This is a genomic window from Nocardioides sp. QY071, from assembly GCF_029961765.1.
Lineage (GTDB): Bacteria > Actinomycetota > Actinomycetes > Propionibacteriales > Nocardioidaceae > Nocardioides.
This window is the reverse complement of sequence record NZ_CP124681.1, coordinates 383,884-399,644: the sequence shown is the minus strand read 5'-3', so window position 1 is coordinate 399,644 and position 15,761 is coordinate 383,884. Positions and strand designations below refer to the sequence as shown.

General features: G+C 72.4%; 13 protein-coding genes. 9 read left to right on the top strand and 4 right to left on the bottom strand.

The genetic code is table 11. From position 1 onward, the window contains the following. Positions 1 to 71 precede the first annotated feature (71 nt). Entirely contained in the window at positions 72 to 4,118 is a 4,047-nt protein-coding gene (gene eccCa, locus QI633_RS01855; RefSeq protein ID WP_282427919.1) for a type VII secretion protein EccCa, read from the top strand. 42 nt (positions 4,119 to 4,160) lie between these two features. On the opposite strand, the gene QI633_RS01850 is transcribed toward eccCa, so the two are convergent. Continuing rightward, positions 4,161 to 5,465: an ISL3 family transposase gene (locus QI633_RS01850; RefSeq protein WP_282426486.1), complete on the bottom strand. Its 1,305-nt coding sequence runs from the start codon at positions 5,463 to 5,465 to the stop codon at positions 4,161 to 4,163. Between the two features lie 142 nt (positions 5,466 to 5,607). After that, on the bottom strand, positions 5,608 to 6,876 hold the full coding sequence (locus QI633_RS01845) for a YibE/F family protein (protein WP_260806552.1): 1,269 nt from the start codon (positions 6,874 to 6,876) through the stop codon (positions 5,608 to 5,610). Positions 6,877 to 6,937: 61 nt separating this feature from the next. Here QI633_RS01845 and QI633_RS01840 point away from each other — a divergent pair, with 61 nt between their 5' ends. Further along, entirely contained in the window at positions 6,938 to 7,960 is a 1,023-nt protein-coding gene (locus tag QI633_RS01840) for a GTP-binding protein (protein WP_282427918.1), read from the top strand. Positions 7,961 to 7,989: 29 nt separating this feature from the next. On the opposite strand, the gene rpmG is transcribed toward QI633_RS01840, so the two are convergent. Continuing rightward, entirely contained in the window at positions 7,990 to 8,160 is a 171-nt protein-coding gene (rpmG, locus tag QI633_RS01835) for a 50S ribosomal protein L33 (RefSeq protein WP_282427917.1), read from the bottom strand. 56 nt (positions 8,161 to 8,216) lie between these two features. Between rpmG and QI633_RS01830 the strand changes: the two genes are divergently transcribed. The 3 genes from QI633_RS01830 (at position 8,217) to QI633_RS01820 (ending at position 11,340) form a co-directional block, all read left to right on the top strand. Then, the gene (locus QI633_RS01830; protein ID WP_282427916.1) at positions 8,217 to 9,281 is read left to right on the top strand and encodes a GTP-binding protein; all 1,065 of its coding nucleotides are present in this window, start codon (positions 8,217 to 8,219) and stop codon (positions 9,279 to 9,281) included. Between the two features lie 75 nt (positions 9,282 to 9,356). Further along, positions 9,357 to 9,767, top strand: coding sequence for a VanZ family protein (locus QI633_RS01825; RefSeq protein ID WP_141800651.1), 411 nt, complete (start codon positions 9,357 to 9,359; stop codon positions 9,765 to 9,767). 19 nt (positions 9,768 to 9,786) lie between these two features. Next, positions 9,787 to 11,340, top strand: coding sequence for an FAD-dependent oxidoreductase (locus QI633_RS01820; protein WP_282427915.1), 1,554 nt, complete (start codon positions 9,787 to 9,789; stop codon positions 11,338 to 11,340). 199 nt (positions 11,341 to 11,539) lie between these two features. On the opposite strand, the gene QI633_RS01815 is transcribed toward QI633_RS01820, so the two are convergent. Continuing rightward, entirely contained in the window at positions 11,540 to 12,007 is a 468-nt protein-coding gene (locus QI633_RS01815; RefSeq protein WP_141800653.1) for a MarR family winged helix-turn-helix transcriptional regulator, read from the bottom strand. A 59-nt stretch (positions 12,008 to 12,066) separates the two neighbouring features. On the opposite strand from QI633_RS01815, the gene QI633_RS01810 reads away from it, so the two are divergent. The 4 genes from QI633_RS01810 to QI633_RS01795 all read left to right on the top strand — a co-directional run bounded on the left by QI633_RS01810 (position 12,067) and on the right by QI633_RS01795 (position 15,747). Continuing rightward, complete coding sequence (locus QI633_RS01810; protein WP_141800654.1) at positions 12,067 to 12,564, top strand: VOC family protein; 498 nt, start codon at positions 12,067 to 12,069, stop codon at positions 12,562 to 12,564. A 98-nt stretch (positions 12,565 to 12,662) separates the two neighbouring features. Then, positions 12,663 to 14,102, top strand: a complete 1,440-nt coding sequence (locus QI633_RS01805; RefSeq protein WP_282427914.1) for a glyceraldehyde-3-phosphate dehydrogenase — start codon at positions 12,663 to 12,665, stop codon at positions 14,100 to 14,102. Between the two features lie 101 nt (positions 14,103 to 14,203). Further along, the gene (locus QI633_RS01800; RefSeq protein WP_282427913.1) at positions 14,204 to 14,875 is read left to right on the top strand and encodes a hypothetical protein; all 672 of its coding nucleotides are present in this window, start codon (positions 14,204 to 14,206) and stop codon (positions 14,873 to 14,875) included. Between the two features lie 320 nt (positions 14,876 to 15,195). Then, the gene (locus QI633_RS01795) at positions 15,196 to 15,747 is read left to right on the top strand and encodes a C40 family peptidase (protein WP_282427912.1); all 552 of its coding nucleotides are present in this window, start codon (positions 15,196 to 15,198) and stop codon (positions 15,745 to 15,747) included. The last annotated feature ends 14 nt before the right edge of the window (positions 15,748 to 15,761 follow it).

Sequence of the window (15,761 nt, the reverse complement as noted above, 5' to 3'; positions counted from 1 at the left end):
GTGCCCCGGGCGGCCCGGGACCCGGGATTCCGGGTGGTCCCGGTGGTCCCGGTGGTCCTCCGGGCCGGCGCATGGCTCCGCCGGTCGCCGCGCCCGGCAGCCTGACCCAGCGCGGCAGCCGCGGCGAGCGGCCCGAGCTCCCCGGCGGGCAGCTGCAGCTCCAGCCGCCGCCGCAGCTCCAAGCCAGCGAGGGTGCGGCGGGCGTGGCGATGAACGCCATCCCGATGCTCGGCAGCCTCGGATCGATCGTCCTCGTCGCGGGCCTCGGCGGCCAGGGCGGCGGCAACTCGTCGCTGCGCTTCATCGCGGCCGGCATGTTCCTGTTCGCGACCCTCGGCTTCATCGTGGTCCAGATCGACCGGCAGCGGAAGCAGCGCCAGCAGCAGGTCACCGGCTCGCGCACCGAGTACCTCCGCTACCTCGCCACCGTCCGCAAGGTCGCCCGCGACGCCGCGGACCAGCAGCGCCGGGCGCTGACCTGGCTGCACCCCGCGCCGTGGGCGCTGCCCTCGCTGGCCGAGGACCGCACCCGGGTGTGGGAGCGGTCGTCGTCCGATCCCGCCTTCCTGCAGGTCCGCTACGGCGTGTGCGCCCAGCCGCTGGCCCTGGAGCTGCTGCCCCCGGAGGCCGCGCCGATCGACGAGGTCGACCCCGCGTCGGCGTCCGCTCTGCACCGGCTGCTCGTCGTCCACCGCCTCCAGCCCGACCTGCCCGCGTCGATCGACCTGCGGGCCTTCGACCGGATCGAGGTCTGCGGCGACGAGGAGGAGGCCCGCGCCCTGGCCCGCGCCCTGCTCTGCTCGTCGGCGAGCTTCCAGTCCCCGGAGAACCTGCAGGTCGCGGTCCTCGCCACGGACGCCACCCTGGCCCACTGGGACTGGGTGAAGTGGCTGCCGCACGCCCACAGCCAGCACCAGAACGACGCTGTCGGGCCGGCCCGGATGGTGACGACGTCGCTCAGCGACCTCGCCACGATGCTGCCGCCCGACCTGACCGAGCGGCCGCGGTTCGGTGCCGACGAGCGGCCCGCGATCCCCCACATCATCCTGGTGACCGACGGTGCCGAGCTGCCGCCGGGCAACCACCTGATCCCCTCCGACGGCCTGCACGGCGTCACGGTGGTCGACCTGCCCGCCCGCTGGGGCGAGCTCGACAGCCCGACGGCGCTGCGCCTCGAGATCGAGCCGCACGCCGGGGATGCGGTGCCGGGGTCAGCGCCAGAGTCGGTGCCGATCGTCGCCGTACGCCTGCGGACCGAGCCGGTGCGCGCCAAGGGCGACCAGTGCGGCGCAGCCACCGCGGAGGCCGTCGCCCGGCGGCTGACGCCGCTGTTCACCCCGAGCGCCGGCTCCGCCGTCGGCGAGGAGTCGGCCGACCTGTCGGCGCCGACCGACTTCATGGACCTGCTCGGCCTCGGCGACGTGCACGGTTTCGACCCGGGCACGGCCTGGCGGCCGCGGCCGGCCCGCGACCGGCTGCGGGTTCCGATCGGTGTCGGAGACAGCGCCGGCCCCGTGCACCTCGACATCAAGGAGTCCGCCCAGCAGGGCATGGGCCCCCACGGCCTGGTGATCGGCGCGACCGGCTCCGGAAAGTCGGAGTTCCTGCGCACCCTGGTGCTCGGCCTGGCGATGACGCACTCGCCCGAGCAGCTCAACATGGTGCTCGTCGACTTCAAGGGTGGTGCGACCTTCGCAGGCATGGCCGAGATGCCGCACGTCTCGGCCGTCATCACCAACCTCGCCCAGGAGCTCACCCTCGTCGACCGCATGCAGGACGCGCTGTCCGGCGAGATGGTGCGTCGCCAGGAGCTGCTGCGCGAGGCCGGCAACTTCGCATCCATCCGCGACTACGAGAAGGCCCGTACGTCGGGCGATCCGGCCACCGAGCACCTCGCGCCGCTGCCGTCACTGTTCCTCGTCGTCGACGAGTTCTCCGAGATGCTGTCCGCCAAGCCGGAGTTCATCGACCTGTTCGTCGCGATCGGCCGGCTCGGTCGCTCGCTGGGCCTCCACCTGCTGCTCGCCTCGCAGCGCCTGGAGGAGGGTCGCCTGCGTGGCCTCGAGTCGCACCTGTCGTACCGGATCGGCCTGCGCACCTTCAGCGCCCAGGAGTCCCGCGCGGTGCTCGGCGTGCCCGACGCCTACGAGCTCCCGGCCGTGCCGGGCCTGGGCTACCTCAAGCCGGACCCGACCACGATGACGCGGTTCAAGGCTGCCTACGTGTCGGGTCCTCCGGAGGCCGGCCGGCGCCGCGTCGTGCGCGACAGCGGCGGCAAGGTGCGCGGCATCCTGCCGTTCACGATCTCCGAGGTGCAGACCTTCGACGAGCCGGAGCGCGACGAGGCCGCCACGCCCGCCGTCGTGCCCGAAGGCAGCGCGTCCCTGCTCGACGTGGCCGTCGCACGGATGGACGGGCGCGGCCCGGCGGCCCACCAGGTGTGGCTGCCGCCGCTGGACCGGCCCGACACGCTCGACCAGCTGATGCCCGACCTCGCTCCGCACCCCGAGCTCGGCATGGTGTCGATGCACTGGCGCGGCGTCGGCAACCTGACCGTCCCGCTCGGCACGGTCGACCGGCCGCGCGAGCAGCGCCGCGACACGCTCACGATCAGCCTCAGCGGCTCCGCGGGCCACGTGGCCGTCGTGGGCGGCCCACGCAGCGGCAAGAGCACGGTGCTGCGCACGATCGTGACCAGCATGTCCCTGACCACGACGCCGCTGGAGTCGCAGTTCTATGTGCTCGACTTCGGTGGCGGCACGTTCGCGCCGATGACCGCGCTACCCCACGTCGCCGGCGTCGGCACCCGCTCCGAGCCGGAGGTGGTGCGCCGCATCGTCGCCGAGGTCAAGGGCATCGTCGACCGCCGCGAGCGCTACTTCCGCAGCCAGGGCATCGACTCCATCGAGACCTACCGCAGCCGGCGCGCCCAGGGCCGTGCCGACGACGGGTACGGCGACGTCTTCCTGGTCATCGACGGCTGGGGCACGCTGCGTGCGGACTTCGACGACCTCGAGCTGGAGATCCAGCAGCTCGCCGGTCGCGGTCTCACCTTCGGCCTCCACATCGTCACCGGCGCGACCCGCTGGCCCGACTTCCGGGCCGCGATGCGCGACCTGATCGGCACCCGGCTCGAGCTGCGCCTCGGCGACCCGATCGACTCCGAGATCGACCGCAAGGTCGCCGCCCTCGTGCCCGGCAACCGGCCGGGGCGCGGCCTCGTGCCGGGCAAGCTGCACTTCCTCGGCGCCCTGCCGCGCATCGACGGTGTCGACACCGTCGAGAGCCTCGGCGACGGCGTCGACGCGATGATCAACGCCGTCACGTCCGCGTGGCGCGGGCCGGCCGGCCCGAAGCTGCGCCTGCTGCCCGACCGGATCACCCTCGACGAGGTGCGCGCCCAGGCCGGCACCCCGCCGCAGCGGCAGCTGCTGCTCGCCATCAACGAGAAGGAGCTGGCCCCGGTCCCGCTCGACGTCGACACCGAGCCGCACCTGCTGCTCTTCGGCGACGGCAAGTCCGGCAAGACCAACCTGCTGCGCAGCTACTGCCAGGAGATCATGCGGACCCGGACCCCCGCCGAGGCCCAGATCCTGCTGGTCGACTACCGCCGTTCACTGCTGGGCGAGGTGCCCGAGGAGTACCTGCTCAACTACCTCACCTCCGCCACCCAGGCACAGCCGGCGCTGAACGACCTGGCGACGTACCTCCAGAACCGGATCCCCGGACCGGACGTCACGCCCGAGCAGCTGCGCAACCGGTCCTGGTGGAGCGGCGCCGAGGTGTTCGTCGTGGTCGACGACTACGACCTCGTCGCCACCCAGCAGAGCTCGCCTGTCGCGCTGCTGCAGCCGCTGATGGCCCAGGCCCGCGACGTCGGCCTGCACATCGCGGTCGCGCGTCGCTCGGGTGGTGCGTCGCGTGCGCTCTACGAGCCGGTCATCCAGTCCATGCGGGACCTCGCGATGCCGGGCATCCTGCTGGCCGGCAGCCGCGACGAGGGCGCCCTGATCGGCAACCTGCGACCGGGACCGGCCCAGCCGGGTCGCGGCAAGATGCTCACCCGCGACCGCGGTGCGGAGGTCGTCCAGCTGGCCTGGACCGACCCGACGCTGTGACCTAGGGGCCGCATGGATCCCCGGATGTCCGGCTCTCCTGACTCATGTGTGGGTGGTGCGGCCGGGGAGTTGTGGGCGGTGTGTGCCTAGGCTGAGCATCGCGAGCGCGATGAGTGGTCGGGGCGTGTGGAACCCGAACGCGATGCGGGTCAGGAGTCGGATCTTGGTGTTCACCGACTCGACCAGAGCGTTGGTCAGACGGTGAGTGAGAGTCGCTTCGACGCGGGCAGCAATGGCTTCGATCCGTGTGGCGAGGTGGGCGAACTCCTCGATCCCGCTGGCGCGTGCCCAGGCCAGCCACTCTCGGAAGGCGTCGATGGCGTCGGGGCCGTGCATGCGGAACAGGGCGCGTAGGCCCTCCTTGAGCCGGTAGGCCTCCCACAGTCGGGGGTGGGTGGCCGCGATCCAGGCCAGCCGTTGCTGTTGGCGGTCGGTGAGGTCCTCTGGGTTTCTCCACAGGGCGTAGCGGGCCTCACGCAGCTGGCGGGCCGCGCCGGTGGAGTCGCGGCGCTGTCGGCCCTGTTCGCGACCGTTCTTGCGGGTCGCGCCGGCGGCGCGGGCTTCGCGCCACGCGGCGGCACGAACGGTGCCCAGGGCGTCGTTGGCCCATTTCACGACATGGAACGGGTCGGCACACTGCACGGCTTGGGGGCAGCGTTCGGTGACGACCTCGCCGATCCACGAGGCCGAGTCGGCCGAGACATGAGTGATCTGGACGCTGCGTTCGGGACCGAGGTCGTCGAAGAAGCGGCGCAGCGTGGCACGGTCACGGCCGGGTTCGGCCCACACCAGGTGTCCGGTGTCGTGGTCGACGACGACGGTCAGATAGAGCTGTCCGCGGCGGTAGGAGACCTCGTCGATCCCGATCCGCCGCAACCCATCGAGCCGGGCGCCTGTCGGCCCGCCGGTGGTGGTGTCGATCTGTTGCCAAACTCGGTCCAGGATCGATCCCACGCTGCGCCACGCGATGCGCATCAGTTCGCTGACCGCGGACTTCGAGGTCCGCACCGCCAGCCACGCTGCCTGGGCGTCGAAGGTGTGGGTGTGTCCCGCGCCATGGACCGCCCAGGGCACATGAGCCACATTCACGCCGTGCTCGCGGCACTGGACCCGGGGTGCGTCAGCTTCTAGGAAGGTCATCGTGGCGCCGTGGTCCAGGGTGCGCCAGCGGCGTCGTCCTGCCCCGGCGTCGTAGCCGGGGCAGGGCCGCCGACAGTGGCCACATCGGCCGCGTTGGCGGGCCATCGGCCGTACGTCGATGACCAGCACGCCACCGTCAAGGCGAGCGTTCTCGATCGCGGTGTGTTCCAGCCCCAACAGGCCACGGAATAGGCTGACGAGTGCCACGCCGTTCTCCTGACGCTCCGGTTTCGTTTCTCGACAACTCGAAACCTAGACAGGGAGCGGCGTGTGCTCGTTCAGGCCACGCAGCAACCACCCACGGATACGTCAGGAGAGCCGGATGTCCGGGGATCCATGCAGGGCGGACTCAGTCCGCGCCGACCGGTCGCGGCGCGGCGATGAGTGCCGCGACCGCGGTGGTGACCGGGACGGCGAGGACCAGGCCGATCGAGGTGACCAGGGTGCGCACGACCTCCTCGGCCAGCTGTTCGGTCGAGATCAGCTCGAGCAGCGGGCGGTCGTAGACACGCAGCAGCATGAGCAGGATGAGCGCGGTGCCGACGTACGCGAAGACGATCGTGTAGATCGTCGAGGCGATGTGGTCGCGGCCGATCCTCATGGCACTGGTGAAGACCTCGGTGCGCGAGGCGCCGGGAGTGGCGGCGCGCAGCTCCCAGACGGCCGAGGCCTGGGTGATGGTGACGTCGTTGAGGACGCCGAGGCCGGCGATGACCAGGGCACAGCCGAGCAGGGCCTGGAAGTCGAGGGCGCCGAAGCTGGCGAGGATGGCGCCGCCCTCGTCGCTGATGCCGGTCAGCCGGGCATCGCCGATCGCGAGCACGCCGATGCCGGCGGTGAGCACGATGCCGAGCAGGGTGCCGGCGAGGGCCGTGCTGGTGCGAAGCGAGAACCCGTGGGTCGTGTACAGGACGACGAACATGATCGCGGCCGCGCCGGTGAGCGCGACGCCGACGCCGGGCGAGCCGTCGAGGAGCGCGGGCAGCATCCACCACCACACGACCGCGCCGCCGAAGGCGAGGCCGACCAGCCCGAGGAGGCCGCGCAGCCGGGCCACGGCGAGCACCACGACGACGAAGAGGACACTGAGCCAGACCAGGGTGCCGTAGCGCTCGGTGGCGAAGTAGGAGTACGACGCGTCCTGCTCCGCGTCGGGCGTCGGCGTGCGCAGCAGCTCGACGTGGTCGCCCTTGCCGATGCCGGAGTCGATCACCTCCGGCGGCACGTCGACCCGCACCGTCTCCCCGGCGCCCTTCTCCCCCTTCGCGACCTTCACCGTCAGCGAGCTGCAGCCCGAGCCGTCCGGCAACCCGGTGCCGGCGCACCGCGGAGCGACGTCGACCACCTCGGCGGACGGGAAGGTGACGCCGGGCGCGGCGAACTGGGCGGCCGGGCCGCCCTCCTTCGCGCTGCGCGCGGCGGCGTCGCCGGGCGGCCACCAGGCGATCAGGCCGACCAGGGTGGCGATCAGGGCGAGGGCGAGCACGGCGAGCAGCGCGGTGCGGGCCGTCGTACCGATCCGGACGGGGGCGAGGTCGCCACCGGCGCCGAGTCCATGACCATGTCCGTGTCCGTGTCCCTGGCTGCGCGCGGGCTTCTCCCGGCGGTGGCTGCTCACGGCGCACACCTTGCCACGGCCGACCTCGAGATGAGAATCGTTGTCAACTAGGATCCGGTGGATGAGCGCCGTACCCGTGACCGCCCTGACCGGGCACCTCGGAGCCGGCAAGACCACCCTGCTGAACCGGCTGCTGCAACAACCGGGCGCGCGGATCGGCGTGATCGTCAACGACTTCGGCGCCATCAACGTCGACGCCGGACTGGTGACGGGACAGGTCGACGAGCCCGTCTCGATCGCGGGCGGCTGCCTGTGCTGCCTCGAGGACGTCTCCGGCCTGGACGCGGCCCTCGAGAAGCTGACCCACCCGCGACTGGCACTCGACGCGGTGGTCGTCGAGGCGAGCGGACTGGCCGAGCCGGGGGCGCTGGCCCAGATGATCCGGCACAGCGGTGCGCCGCGGGTGCGTCCCGGCGGGGTGGTCGACGTGGTCGACAGCGTGGAGTACTTCCGCACGGTCGACGACGGCGGGATGCCGCCCGCTCGGTTCTCCGTCGCGACGCTGGTCGTGCTCAACAAGGTCGACCTGCTGCCGCCCGACGAGCGGGAGCAGACCCTGGCCGCGATCGAGGCACGGGTGCGCGAGGTGAACCCGGCGGCGTACGTCGTGCGCACCTCCCGCGGCCGGATCGATCCCGCCTTGGTCCACGACGTCGCGATGGCCGACGACCCGCCCGACCAGCTCCCCCTCGCCTCGCTGCTCCGCGCCGAGCGCGCGGCGGCGGACGGGCACGACCACGGGCCGCACGCCGCCTCCGCCGCGGCCCGCGTCGACGGTCCTGTCGCGCCCGGCGCGCTCGCCGACCTCCTCCTCGACCCGCCCGAGGCGGCGTACCGGATCAAGGGCACGGTCGCCGTCGAGACCGCCCGCGGCCGTCGTGGGTACGTCGTCCACGTGGTCGGCAGGCAGGTCCACCTCGACGCGCTGCGCCCGGCACCGGACCACAGCGAGCTGGTCGCGATCGGAGTCGGCCTCGACGCCGGGTCCGCGCAGGCCCGGCTGGAGGCAGCCCTCGCCCCTGCCCCCCAGCCCGACCGGGACGGCCTGCTGCGGCTGGACCGGCTGCGCCGGCTCAGCCGCTGACGGCGAACCCGGCTCGGCTCAGCCCGCGATCACCGCTCCTCGCGGAACTCGACGTGCCGGCGCAGGACCGGGTCGTACTTGTGCAGGACCAGCCGGTCCGGGTCGTTGCGGCGGTTCTTCCGGGTGACGTAGACGTACCGGCTCCCGGCGGTCGAGCGCAGCTTCACGACGGGCCGGACCTCCGATGCCCTGGTGGCCATGGCGTCTCCTCCTTGCTAGATTGAGAACGATTATCACTCTTAACTTGAGGAGCACCATGCGCATTCCCGTCGTCCTGCTGTCCGGCGTCGACCCCGAGGCGATGGCCGCCGCCATGGTCGGACTGCAGTTCGACCTGCCCTCGGCGGTCGCCTGCCGGCACACCATCGACGTGGAGCGCGGGGTGCTGACCCGCACGGTCAGCGACCTGACCGGGGTCGTCGAGACCCACGAAACGCTGCTCGACCACGCCTGCGTGAGCTGCGCGATCCGCGCGGACATCCTCCCGACGCTCGAGCGGCTGGCCCGCGACGGCCGCTGGCGGAGCATCGTGGCCCACCTCCCGGTCGGCGCCGAGGCGGCCCACGTGTGCTCGGCCCTCGCCCACGACACCCGGGTGGCCCGCCACCTGCGGGTCTCGACGGTGGTGACCGCCATCGGCTCCCGGGAGCCGGTGCGCGACCTGCTCGGCGACGACCTGCTCGCCGAGCGCGGGCACCACTGCGCCTCCGACGACCGGCGCGGCGTGGGCGAGGTGCTCGCCGCGATGATCGAGCACGCGGACGTGGTGGCCTTCGACGGGCCGGCAGACCCGGTCGCCCGCGGCCTGGTCCGCACGCTCGCGCGACCCGACGCCGCCGTGCTCGACGGGGTGCACGCCGTCGGCGGCGAGGTGCTCCTCGGCCGGCTGCACCAGCACGACCGGACCCTGTCCTGGTCGAGCCCGGTCCGCACCGGCGCGCTCACCGACGTCCGCGCCGAGGGCGTGTGGCGAGTCGACCTGCAGTCGCTCCAGCCCTTCCACCCCGGCCGGCTCCGGACGTCGCTGGGCCGCATCGGCACCGGAGCGCACCGCTCGCGAGGCTGCTTCTGGCTGCCGAGCCGACCGGGCCGGGCACTCGCCTGGGACGGTGCGGGCGGCCAGCTGAGCATCGGCGACCACGCCTCATGGGGAGCGCGGCGGGCCTTCACCCGGATCGTCCTGATCGGGGTCGGTACGGCGCCCACGGACCTTCGCCCGGCGTTCGACCACCTGCTGCTGACCCCCGGCGAGGCGGTCGCCTCGCCCGACGGCGAGGACGGCTTCGAGCCGTGGCTCGGCCCGATCCGGGACGCGGCCTGAACCCGGTCCCCAGGTACCGGCCACCGGCACCCGAGACCGATCTCCGGACGCTCGGGCCGACCTAGCGTCGAGGGCATGATCCGCCGTCCCGTCGCCGCCGTCCTGCTCGCCTGCTACTCCGTCGTGATCGCCCGGCTCACCCTCGCCGACCCGTCCGCGGGGCGCTGGGCGTTCGACCTCGCCGGCTCGGCGGCGTGGCGAGCCAGCGACGGGCGCCTGGACTGGAGCGAGACCGAGGCGCTGGCGAACATCGCCCTCTTCGTGCCCGCGGGCTTCCTGCTCGCGATCCTGCTCGGCCGGCCGCTGCTCGCGGCAGCCCTGACGGTGCTCGCCTCGGCGTGCATCGAGCTGGCCCAGCAGCAGTTCCTCCCGAGCCGGGTGCCCACGCTGGCCGACGTGTGGCACAACGGACTGGGCGGTCTCGCGGGTGCGGTGCTGGCCTGGCCGCTCAGCGTCCGACCGCGCCTCACCCCGCGGACGAACTAGAACACGTTATCGTTTTGCCATGAGCGGCTTGGTCGGGGCGGACACCCTGCAGGAGGAGTACGACGTCGTGGTGGTCGGGTCGGGCGGCGGCGCCCTGACCGGGGCCGCCCTCGCGGCCGCGGCCGGGCTCAGCACCCTGGTGCTCGAGCGGACGCCGCTGGTGGGCGGCACGTCGGCGTACTCAGGGGGCGCGTGCTGGCTGCCCGGCACCGACGTCCAGCAGCGCGCCGGGCTGCCGGACTCGACCGACGGCGCCCGGGCCTACCTCGCCGCCGTCCTCGACGACCCCGACCAGGAGCGGGTCGAGGCGCTGCTCGAGCAGGCGCCTCGGCTGGTCGAGCAACTCGAGGCGGACCCACTCATGGAGTTCGAGTGGATCCCCTTCTCGGAGTACTACGACGCACCCGGCCGGGTCCCGATGGGCCGCTCGATCCAGCCGAGGAGCATCCGCCGCGACGAGCTCGACCCGGCCGTCGCGGCGTTGGTGCGGCCGCCGGTCGAGCGCGACCGGGCCGGCCTGCCGGGCCGGTCGACCCTGTCCGGCGGCCAGGCGCTGATCGCCCGGCTCGCCGCGATGACCGTGCGCGACGGCGGCACGATCGCGACCGGCCGCCAGGTCGTCGGCTTCGACCGCGACGCCGACGGGCGCGCCGTGACCGTCCGCTACGTCGGCGAGGACGGGCCCGGCGAGGTCCGTGCCCGGCGCGGGATCCTGCTCGCGGCGGGCGGCTTCGAGGGCAGCCCGGAGCGTCGGATCGCACACGGCACGCCGGGCGACGCGGCCTGGACGATGGCGCCGCGCGGGACCAACACGGGCGAGGCGATCGACGCGGCGGCCGCGATCGGCGCGGCCACGGACTGGTCGGGCGAGGGCTGGTTCTGCCCCGGCCTGCAGCAGCCCGACGGCAGCGGCGCGTTCACCCTCGGCTTCCGCGGCGGCGTGATGGTCGACGCGACGGCACGGCGCTACGGCAACGAGTGCCTGCCCTACGACCGCTTCGGCCGGGTGATGGCCGCATCGGCCGACCGCACGCCGTCCTGGTTCGTGTTCGACTCCCGCGAGGACGGCCGGCTGCCCGCGATCGCGATGCCGGAGGGCGACCGCGCCGAGCACCTCGACGCCGGCACCTGGGTCGAGGCGGACACCGTCGCAGACCTGGCCACCGCCATCGGCCTGGATCCCGACACCCTCGTCGCCACCGTCGAGCGCTACAACGGGTTCGCAGCCGCCGGGCGCGACGAGGACTTCGGCCGCGGCGAGGACGAGTACGACACCTTCTTCGCCGGCGGCGGCGGCCCGTCGGCCGCGCTCGTCCCCGTCGACAGGGCGCCGTTCACCGCGGCGCGCTTCGTGCTCTCCGACCTCGGGACCAAGGGCGGCCTGGTCACCGACGCGAGCGCCCGGGTGCTCGACACCGGCGGCGTGCCGATCCCCGGCCTGTACGCCGCCAGCAACTCGACCGCGTCGGTGTTCGGCTCGGCCTACCCCGGGCCGGGTGCGCCGCTCGGCGCGGCGATGACGTTCGCCTCGCTCGCGGTGGCGGACATGCGGGCCGCCGGCCCTTGTAACTAAGTGTTACGTCACGAAAAGCGGCGCAACAGCACCCGGGCAGTGGCAACAACGCCCGGGTAGATAGCCCCGGCGGCCTCAGGCTCGCGGCGCCCGCTCACGTGGCGGGTCGCGAACATCCACCTCGGCGCTGTTGCCAGTACCTCGGCGCTGTTGCACCCAAAACCATGCTGTAACACTTAGTTACAAGCGGCGCGCGAGGTCAGTCGTCTGCGAGCCGGTCGAGCACGGTCGTGGCGAACCGGCCGAGGCTGCGCACCTGGTCGCCGTTGAGCCCGTCGAAGAACAGCTCGCGCACCAGCGCGACGTGGCCGGGCGCGGCGGCGTCGATGGCGGCCTGGCCGGCGTCGGTCAGGTCGACGAAGGCGCCGCGCCGGTCGTCGGCGCAGTGGCGGCGCGCGACCAGGCCGCGCGCCTCCATCCGGGAGACCTGCTTGGAGACCCGGCTCTTCTCCCACTGGAGGCGCTCGCCGAGCTCGAACATCCGCAGCGAGTGCTCGGGCACGTCGTCGTCGGTGAGGGCGACGAGGATCTCGTAGTCGGAGATGGACAGGCCGCTGGCGGCCTGCAGCTCGCGGTTGAGGCGCGCGAACAGCCGGTTGTTGAGGTCGAGCCAGGCTCGCCAGGCCTGGGTCTCCTCGGCGTCGAGCCATCGCGTCGTCGTACTCATCGGTGCCATCCTACCGGGGAATGTTGACATATCCACGACCTCGGAGGAGAGTAGTTGACATGGCAACCATTGACCTCGATGCGATCACGAAGGACCGCGAGCGGATCAAGAGGGAGTACCTCGCCCCCGAAGGCGAGCGACCCGAGAGCAGCGCCCGCGGCATCCACCACGCCGCCCTCCTGTCCTCGGACGTCCGGCGCACGATCGACTTCTACCAGGGGCTGCTGGAGTTCCCGCTGACGGAGATCTTCGAGAACCGCGACTACGCCGGCTCCGACCACTTCTTCTTCGACGTGGGCGCGGGCAACCTGCTGGCCTTCTTCACGCTGCCCGGCCTCGACCTCGGGCCGTACGCCGAGGTGCTCGGCGGGCACCACCACCTCGCCATCTCGGTGACCCGGGAGAAGTGGGACTACCTGCGCGCCAAGCTCGACGACGCGGGCGTGGAGTACCACTTGGAGTCGAAGGTCTCGCTCTACTTCCCTGGGCCCGACGGCGAGCGCCTCGAGCTGCTGGCCGACCCGCTCGGCGAGATGTACGGCACCAAGGTGTTGTGATCGACCGCACTCGTCCCACCGAGCGGCCCGATTAGCCGTGGCCCCCTGGGCGGGGCCTACCATCAAGCGGCTTTGTCGACCTGCTAAGAGGGGAAGCGTTGAGCACCACCGAAGATAAGTTCACTCGCTGGAAGCACCACGAGGAGCTCGCTGAGGCGATGATCCCGATCGTCGGCAAGCTGCACCGCGAGAAGGACGTCACGATCCTGCTCCACAGCCGCTCGCTGGTGAACAAGTCGGTCATCGACATCCTCAAGACGCACCGCTACGCGCGCCAGATCGACGGCGTCGAGCTGTCGGTCCGCGACACCTTCCCCTTCCTCGAGGCGATCGCCGCGCTCGACCTGGGCGCCGCGAAGGTCGACCTCGCGCTGCTGATCCGGGCCTACCGCGCCGCCGGCGACGAGCAGTCGATCGCCGACTTCACCGCCGCCGCGCTCGCCGAGGCCACCGGTGACAACAAGCTCCCCGCGCCGTCTCCGCAGGACGTCGTCCTCTACGGCTTCGGCCGCATCGGCCGTCTCGTCGCGCGCCTGCTCGTCGAGAAGTCCGGCTCCGGCAACGGCCTGCGCCTGCGCGCCGTCGTCGTCCGCAAGGCCAAGGGCGACGACCTCAAGAAGCGCGCCTCGCTGCTGCGCCGCGACTCGATCCATGGTGCCTTCAACGGGTCGATCACGGTCGACGAGGAGAAGAACCAGATCATCGCCAACGGCAACGTGATCCAGGTGATCTACTCGAACTCGCCCGACGAGATCGACTACACCGAGTACGGCATCAACGACGCCATCCTCATCGACAACACCGGCATCTGGCGCGACCGCGAGGGCCTGTCGTCACACCTGCGTCCCGGCATCGCCAAGGTGCTGCTGACCGCGCCGGGCAAGGGCGACGTGCCCAACATCGTCCACGGCGTCAACCACCTCGACGTCGACCTCGACGAGAAGGTGCTCTCCTGCGCCTCCTGCACGACCAACGCGATCGTCCCGCCGCTCAAGGCGATGGAGGACGAGTTCGGCATCGTCCGCGGTCACGTCGAGACGGTGCACTCGTTCACCAACGACCAGAACCTGCTGGACAACTTCCACAAGGCCGACCGCCGCGGGCGCTCCGCGCCGCTCAACCTCGTCATCACCGAGACGGGTGCGGCCTCGGCCGTCGCCAAGGTGCTGCCGGACCTCCGGGCCCGGATCACCGGCAACTCGATCCGGGTGCCCACCCCGGACGTCTCGATCGCGATCCTGAGCCTGCAGCTCAAGCGCGAGACGACCCGTGACGAGGTCAACGGCCACCTGCGCAAGGCCTCCCTGGTCGGCCCGCTGGCCCGCAACCTCGACTACACGACCGCGTCCGACGCCGTGTCCACCGACTTCATCGGCGCCCGCGCGGCCTCGATCGTCGACGGCGGCGCCTCGATCGTCGACGGCGACTCGGTGATCCTCTACGTCTGGTACGACAACGAGTTCGGCTACTCCTGCCAGGTGCTGCGCACGGTGCAGTACATCTGTGGCGTGGAGTACACGACGCTGCCGCGCGTCTGACCACCTGACGCCGGCGTGTGCGCCGGTCCCGGCCCCTTGCGAGGGGCACGGGACCGGCGCACACTGCAATTGAGGGGGGTTCACACGCGAGAGGTGGGACCATGAACGAGAGCCCGAACGCCGGCGCCGACGTCCTCGCCGACACCGTCACCCAGACCCACGCCGTGCTGCACGCCCGGCTGCGCAGCGCCGAGGCCTCCCGGCCCACCCGCGACCGACCACGGGCCGCGCTCAGCGCCGCCGACCCGTTCCTCGCGAGCACCAGCCGCCACGTCGCTGCCGCGAACGCCGTGCTCGCCCCCGCAGCGCGCCGCCACCTCGACCAGGGGCACCGGCGCGCCCACGAGCTCGCCCTGCAGAGCAAGCGGCTCGAGATCGCGCTCGGCCAGCTCAAGGCCAAGCTCTACGGTTCGACGTTCGTCGTACGACGGCCGTGGGCGAGCATCTGGGAGGAGGTCGAGCGCGAGCTGGCCGCCACCCGCTCCCTCGAGCTCCAGCTGGTCGACGAGCTGGTCGCCGCCACCGACGCCGAGCGCCGCGGCGAGCTCGCCGAGCAGCTCTACCGCACCGAGCGGCGGGTGCCGACCCGTCCGCACCCGTACCTGCCCCACCGCGGCCTCAGCGGCCGGGTGGCCCGCCGGGTCGCCCTGCAGGTGGACCGGTTCTGGGACACCGCCGAGGGCCGGATGGTGCCCGAGCCGGTGCGCCCGCACCGCGGCCGTGAGGGCCGGATCGCGCAGTACCTGCTGGCCGACCCGCACCTCCCCGGCTGAGCGGGGCTGCCGGCGTTACATCGTTTCGGGTGAGGATCCCCACGCCCCGAACGTGACGGCGACCACTGCGCTAATTCTTGCAAGCAAGGTGCACTGGAGGACGAGACCTCCCTGACCTGGGGAGGCCGCCCCTGTCGCGCCGAGGCCCGCGCTCGACGGTGGGGAGACATCGACCACGATGAGGTAAGCGCGGGCACGGGAGACCCAGGTAGTACGCCGGAGTGATCCGGCTCGGGGCGAAGGGACGAGGAGTCCCTGGGCACCAGCAGCCCAAGCCCGACAGGTCATCTCTCGCAGGCGCCGCTGCGGAGTTCCATCTGATGTCCACCATCGCGACGCGCGCTGCCGCGCGCCTGCTCGTCGTACCCCTGCTCGCCTCGGCGAGCCTGTTCTCGTCGGCCCCGGCCGCCCACGCCGACGACCCCACCGGCTCCTCGCTCGTCCCGGCGGCCGAGATCGCCAAGGACGAGGCTGCAGAGCACCCCCACCACGCCTCGGGCCACGACAAGGCCGAGGAGAAGGCCGCGAAGCGCGTCGCCAAGGTGATGAACACCGTCCGCTCGCGCGCCGGCAAGCCCTACGTGTACGGCGCCGCCGGCCCGAACGCCTTCGACTGCTCGGGCCTGGTGCAGTGGGTGTACCGCCACGTCGGCAAGAGCCTGCCCCGTACGTCCGGCGCCCAGGCCGGCGCCACCCAGCGGGTGCGCAACCCGCAGGTCGGCGACCTGGTGTTCTTCACCAGCGGCGGCCGGGTCTACCACGTGGGCATCTACGCCGGGAACCACACGCTGTGGCACGCCTCGCGGCCCGGCGTACCGGTCCGTCGCGACCGGATCTGGACCGGCTCGGTCTTCTACGGCCACGTGCGCTGACCTGATCGGACCAC

Excerpts from the sequence above, each read along its gene's own strand:
- QI633_RS01830 (WP_282427916.1), top strand. The coding sequence starts at position 8,217 with ATGCGCATTCCCGTCGTCCTGCTGTCCGGCGTCGACCCCGAGGCGATG.
- eccCa (WP_282427919.1), top strand. The coding sequence starts at position 72 with ATGGCTCCGCCGGTCGCCGCGCCCGGCAGCCTGACCCAGCGCGGCAGC.
- QI633_RS01815 (WP_141800653.1), bottom strand. The coding sequence starts at position 12,007 with ATGAGTACGACGACGCGATGGCTCGACGCCGAGGAGACCCAGGCCTGG.
- QI633_RS01825 (WP_141800651.1), top strand. The coding sequence starts at position 9,357 with ATGATCCGCCGTCCCGTCGCCGCCGTCCTGCTCGCCTGCTACTCCGTC.
- QI633_RS01800 (WP_282427913.1), top strand. The coding sequence starts at position 14,204 with ATGAACGAGAGCCCGAACGCCGGCGCCGACGTCCTCGCCGACACCGTC.
- rpmG (WP_282427917.1), bottom strand. The coding sequence starts at position 8,160 with ATGGCCACCAGGGCATCGGAGGTCCGGCCCGTCGTGAAGCTGCGCTCG.
- QI633_RS01810 (WP_141800654.1), top strand. The coding sequence starts at position 12,067 with ATGGCAACCATTGACCTCGATGCGATCACGAAGGACCGCGAGCGGATC.
- QI633_RS01820 (WP_282427915.1), top strand. The coding sequence starts at position 9,787 with ATGAGCGGCTTGGTCGGGGCGGACACCCTGCAGGAGGAGTACGACGTC.
- QI633_RS01840 (WP_282427918.1), top strand. The coding sequence starts at position 6,938 with ATGAGCGCCGTACCCGTGACCGCCCTGACCGGGCACCTCGGAGCCGGC.
- QI633_RS01795 (WP_282427912.1), top strand. The coding sequence starts at position 15,196 with ATGTCCACCATCGCGACGCGCGCTGCCGCGCGCCTGCTCGTCGTACCC.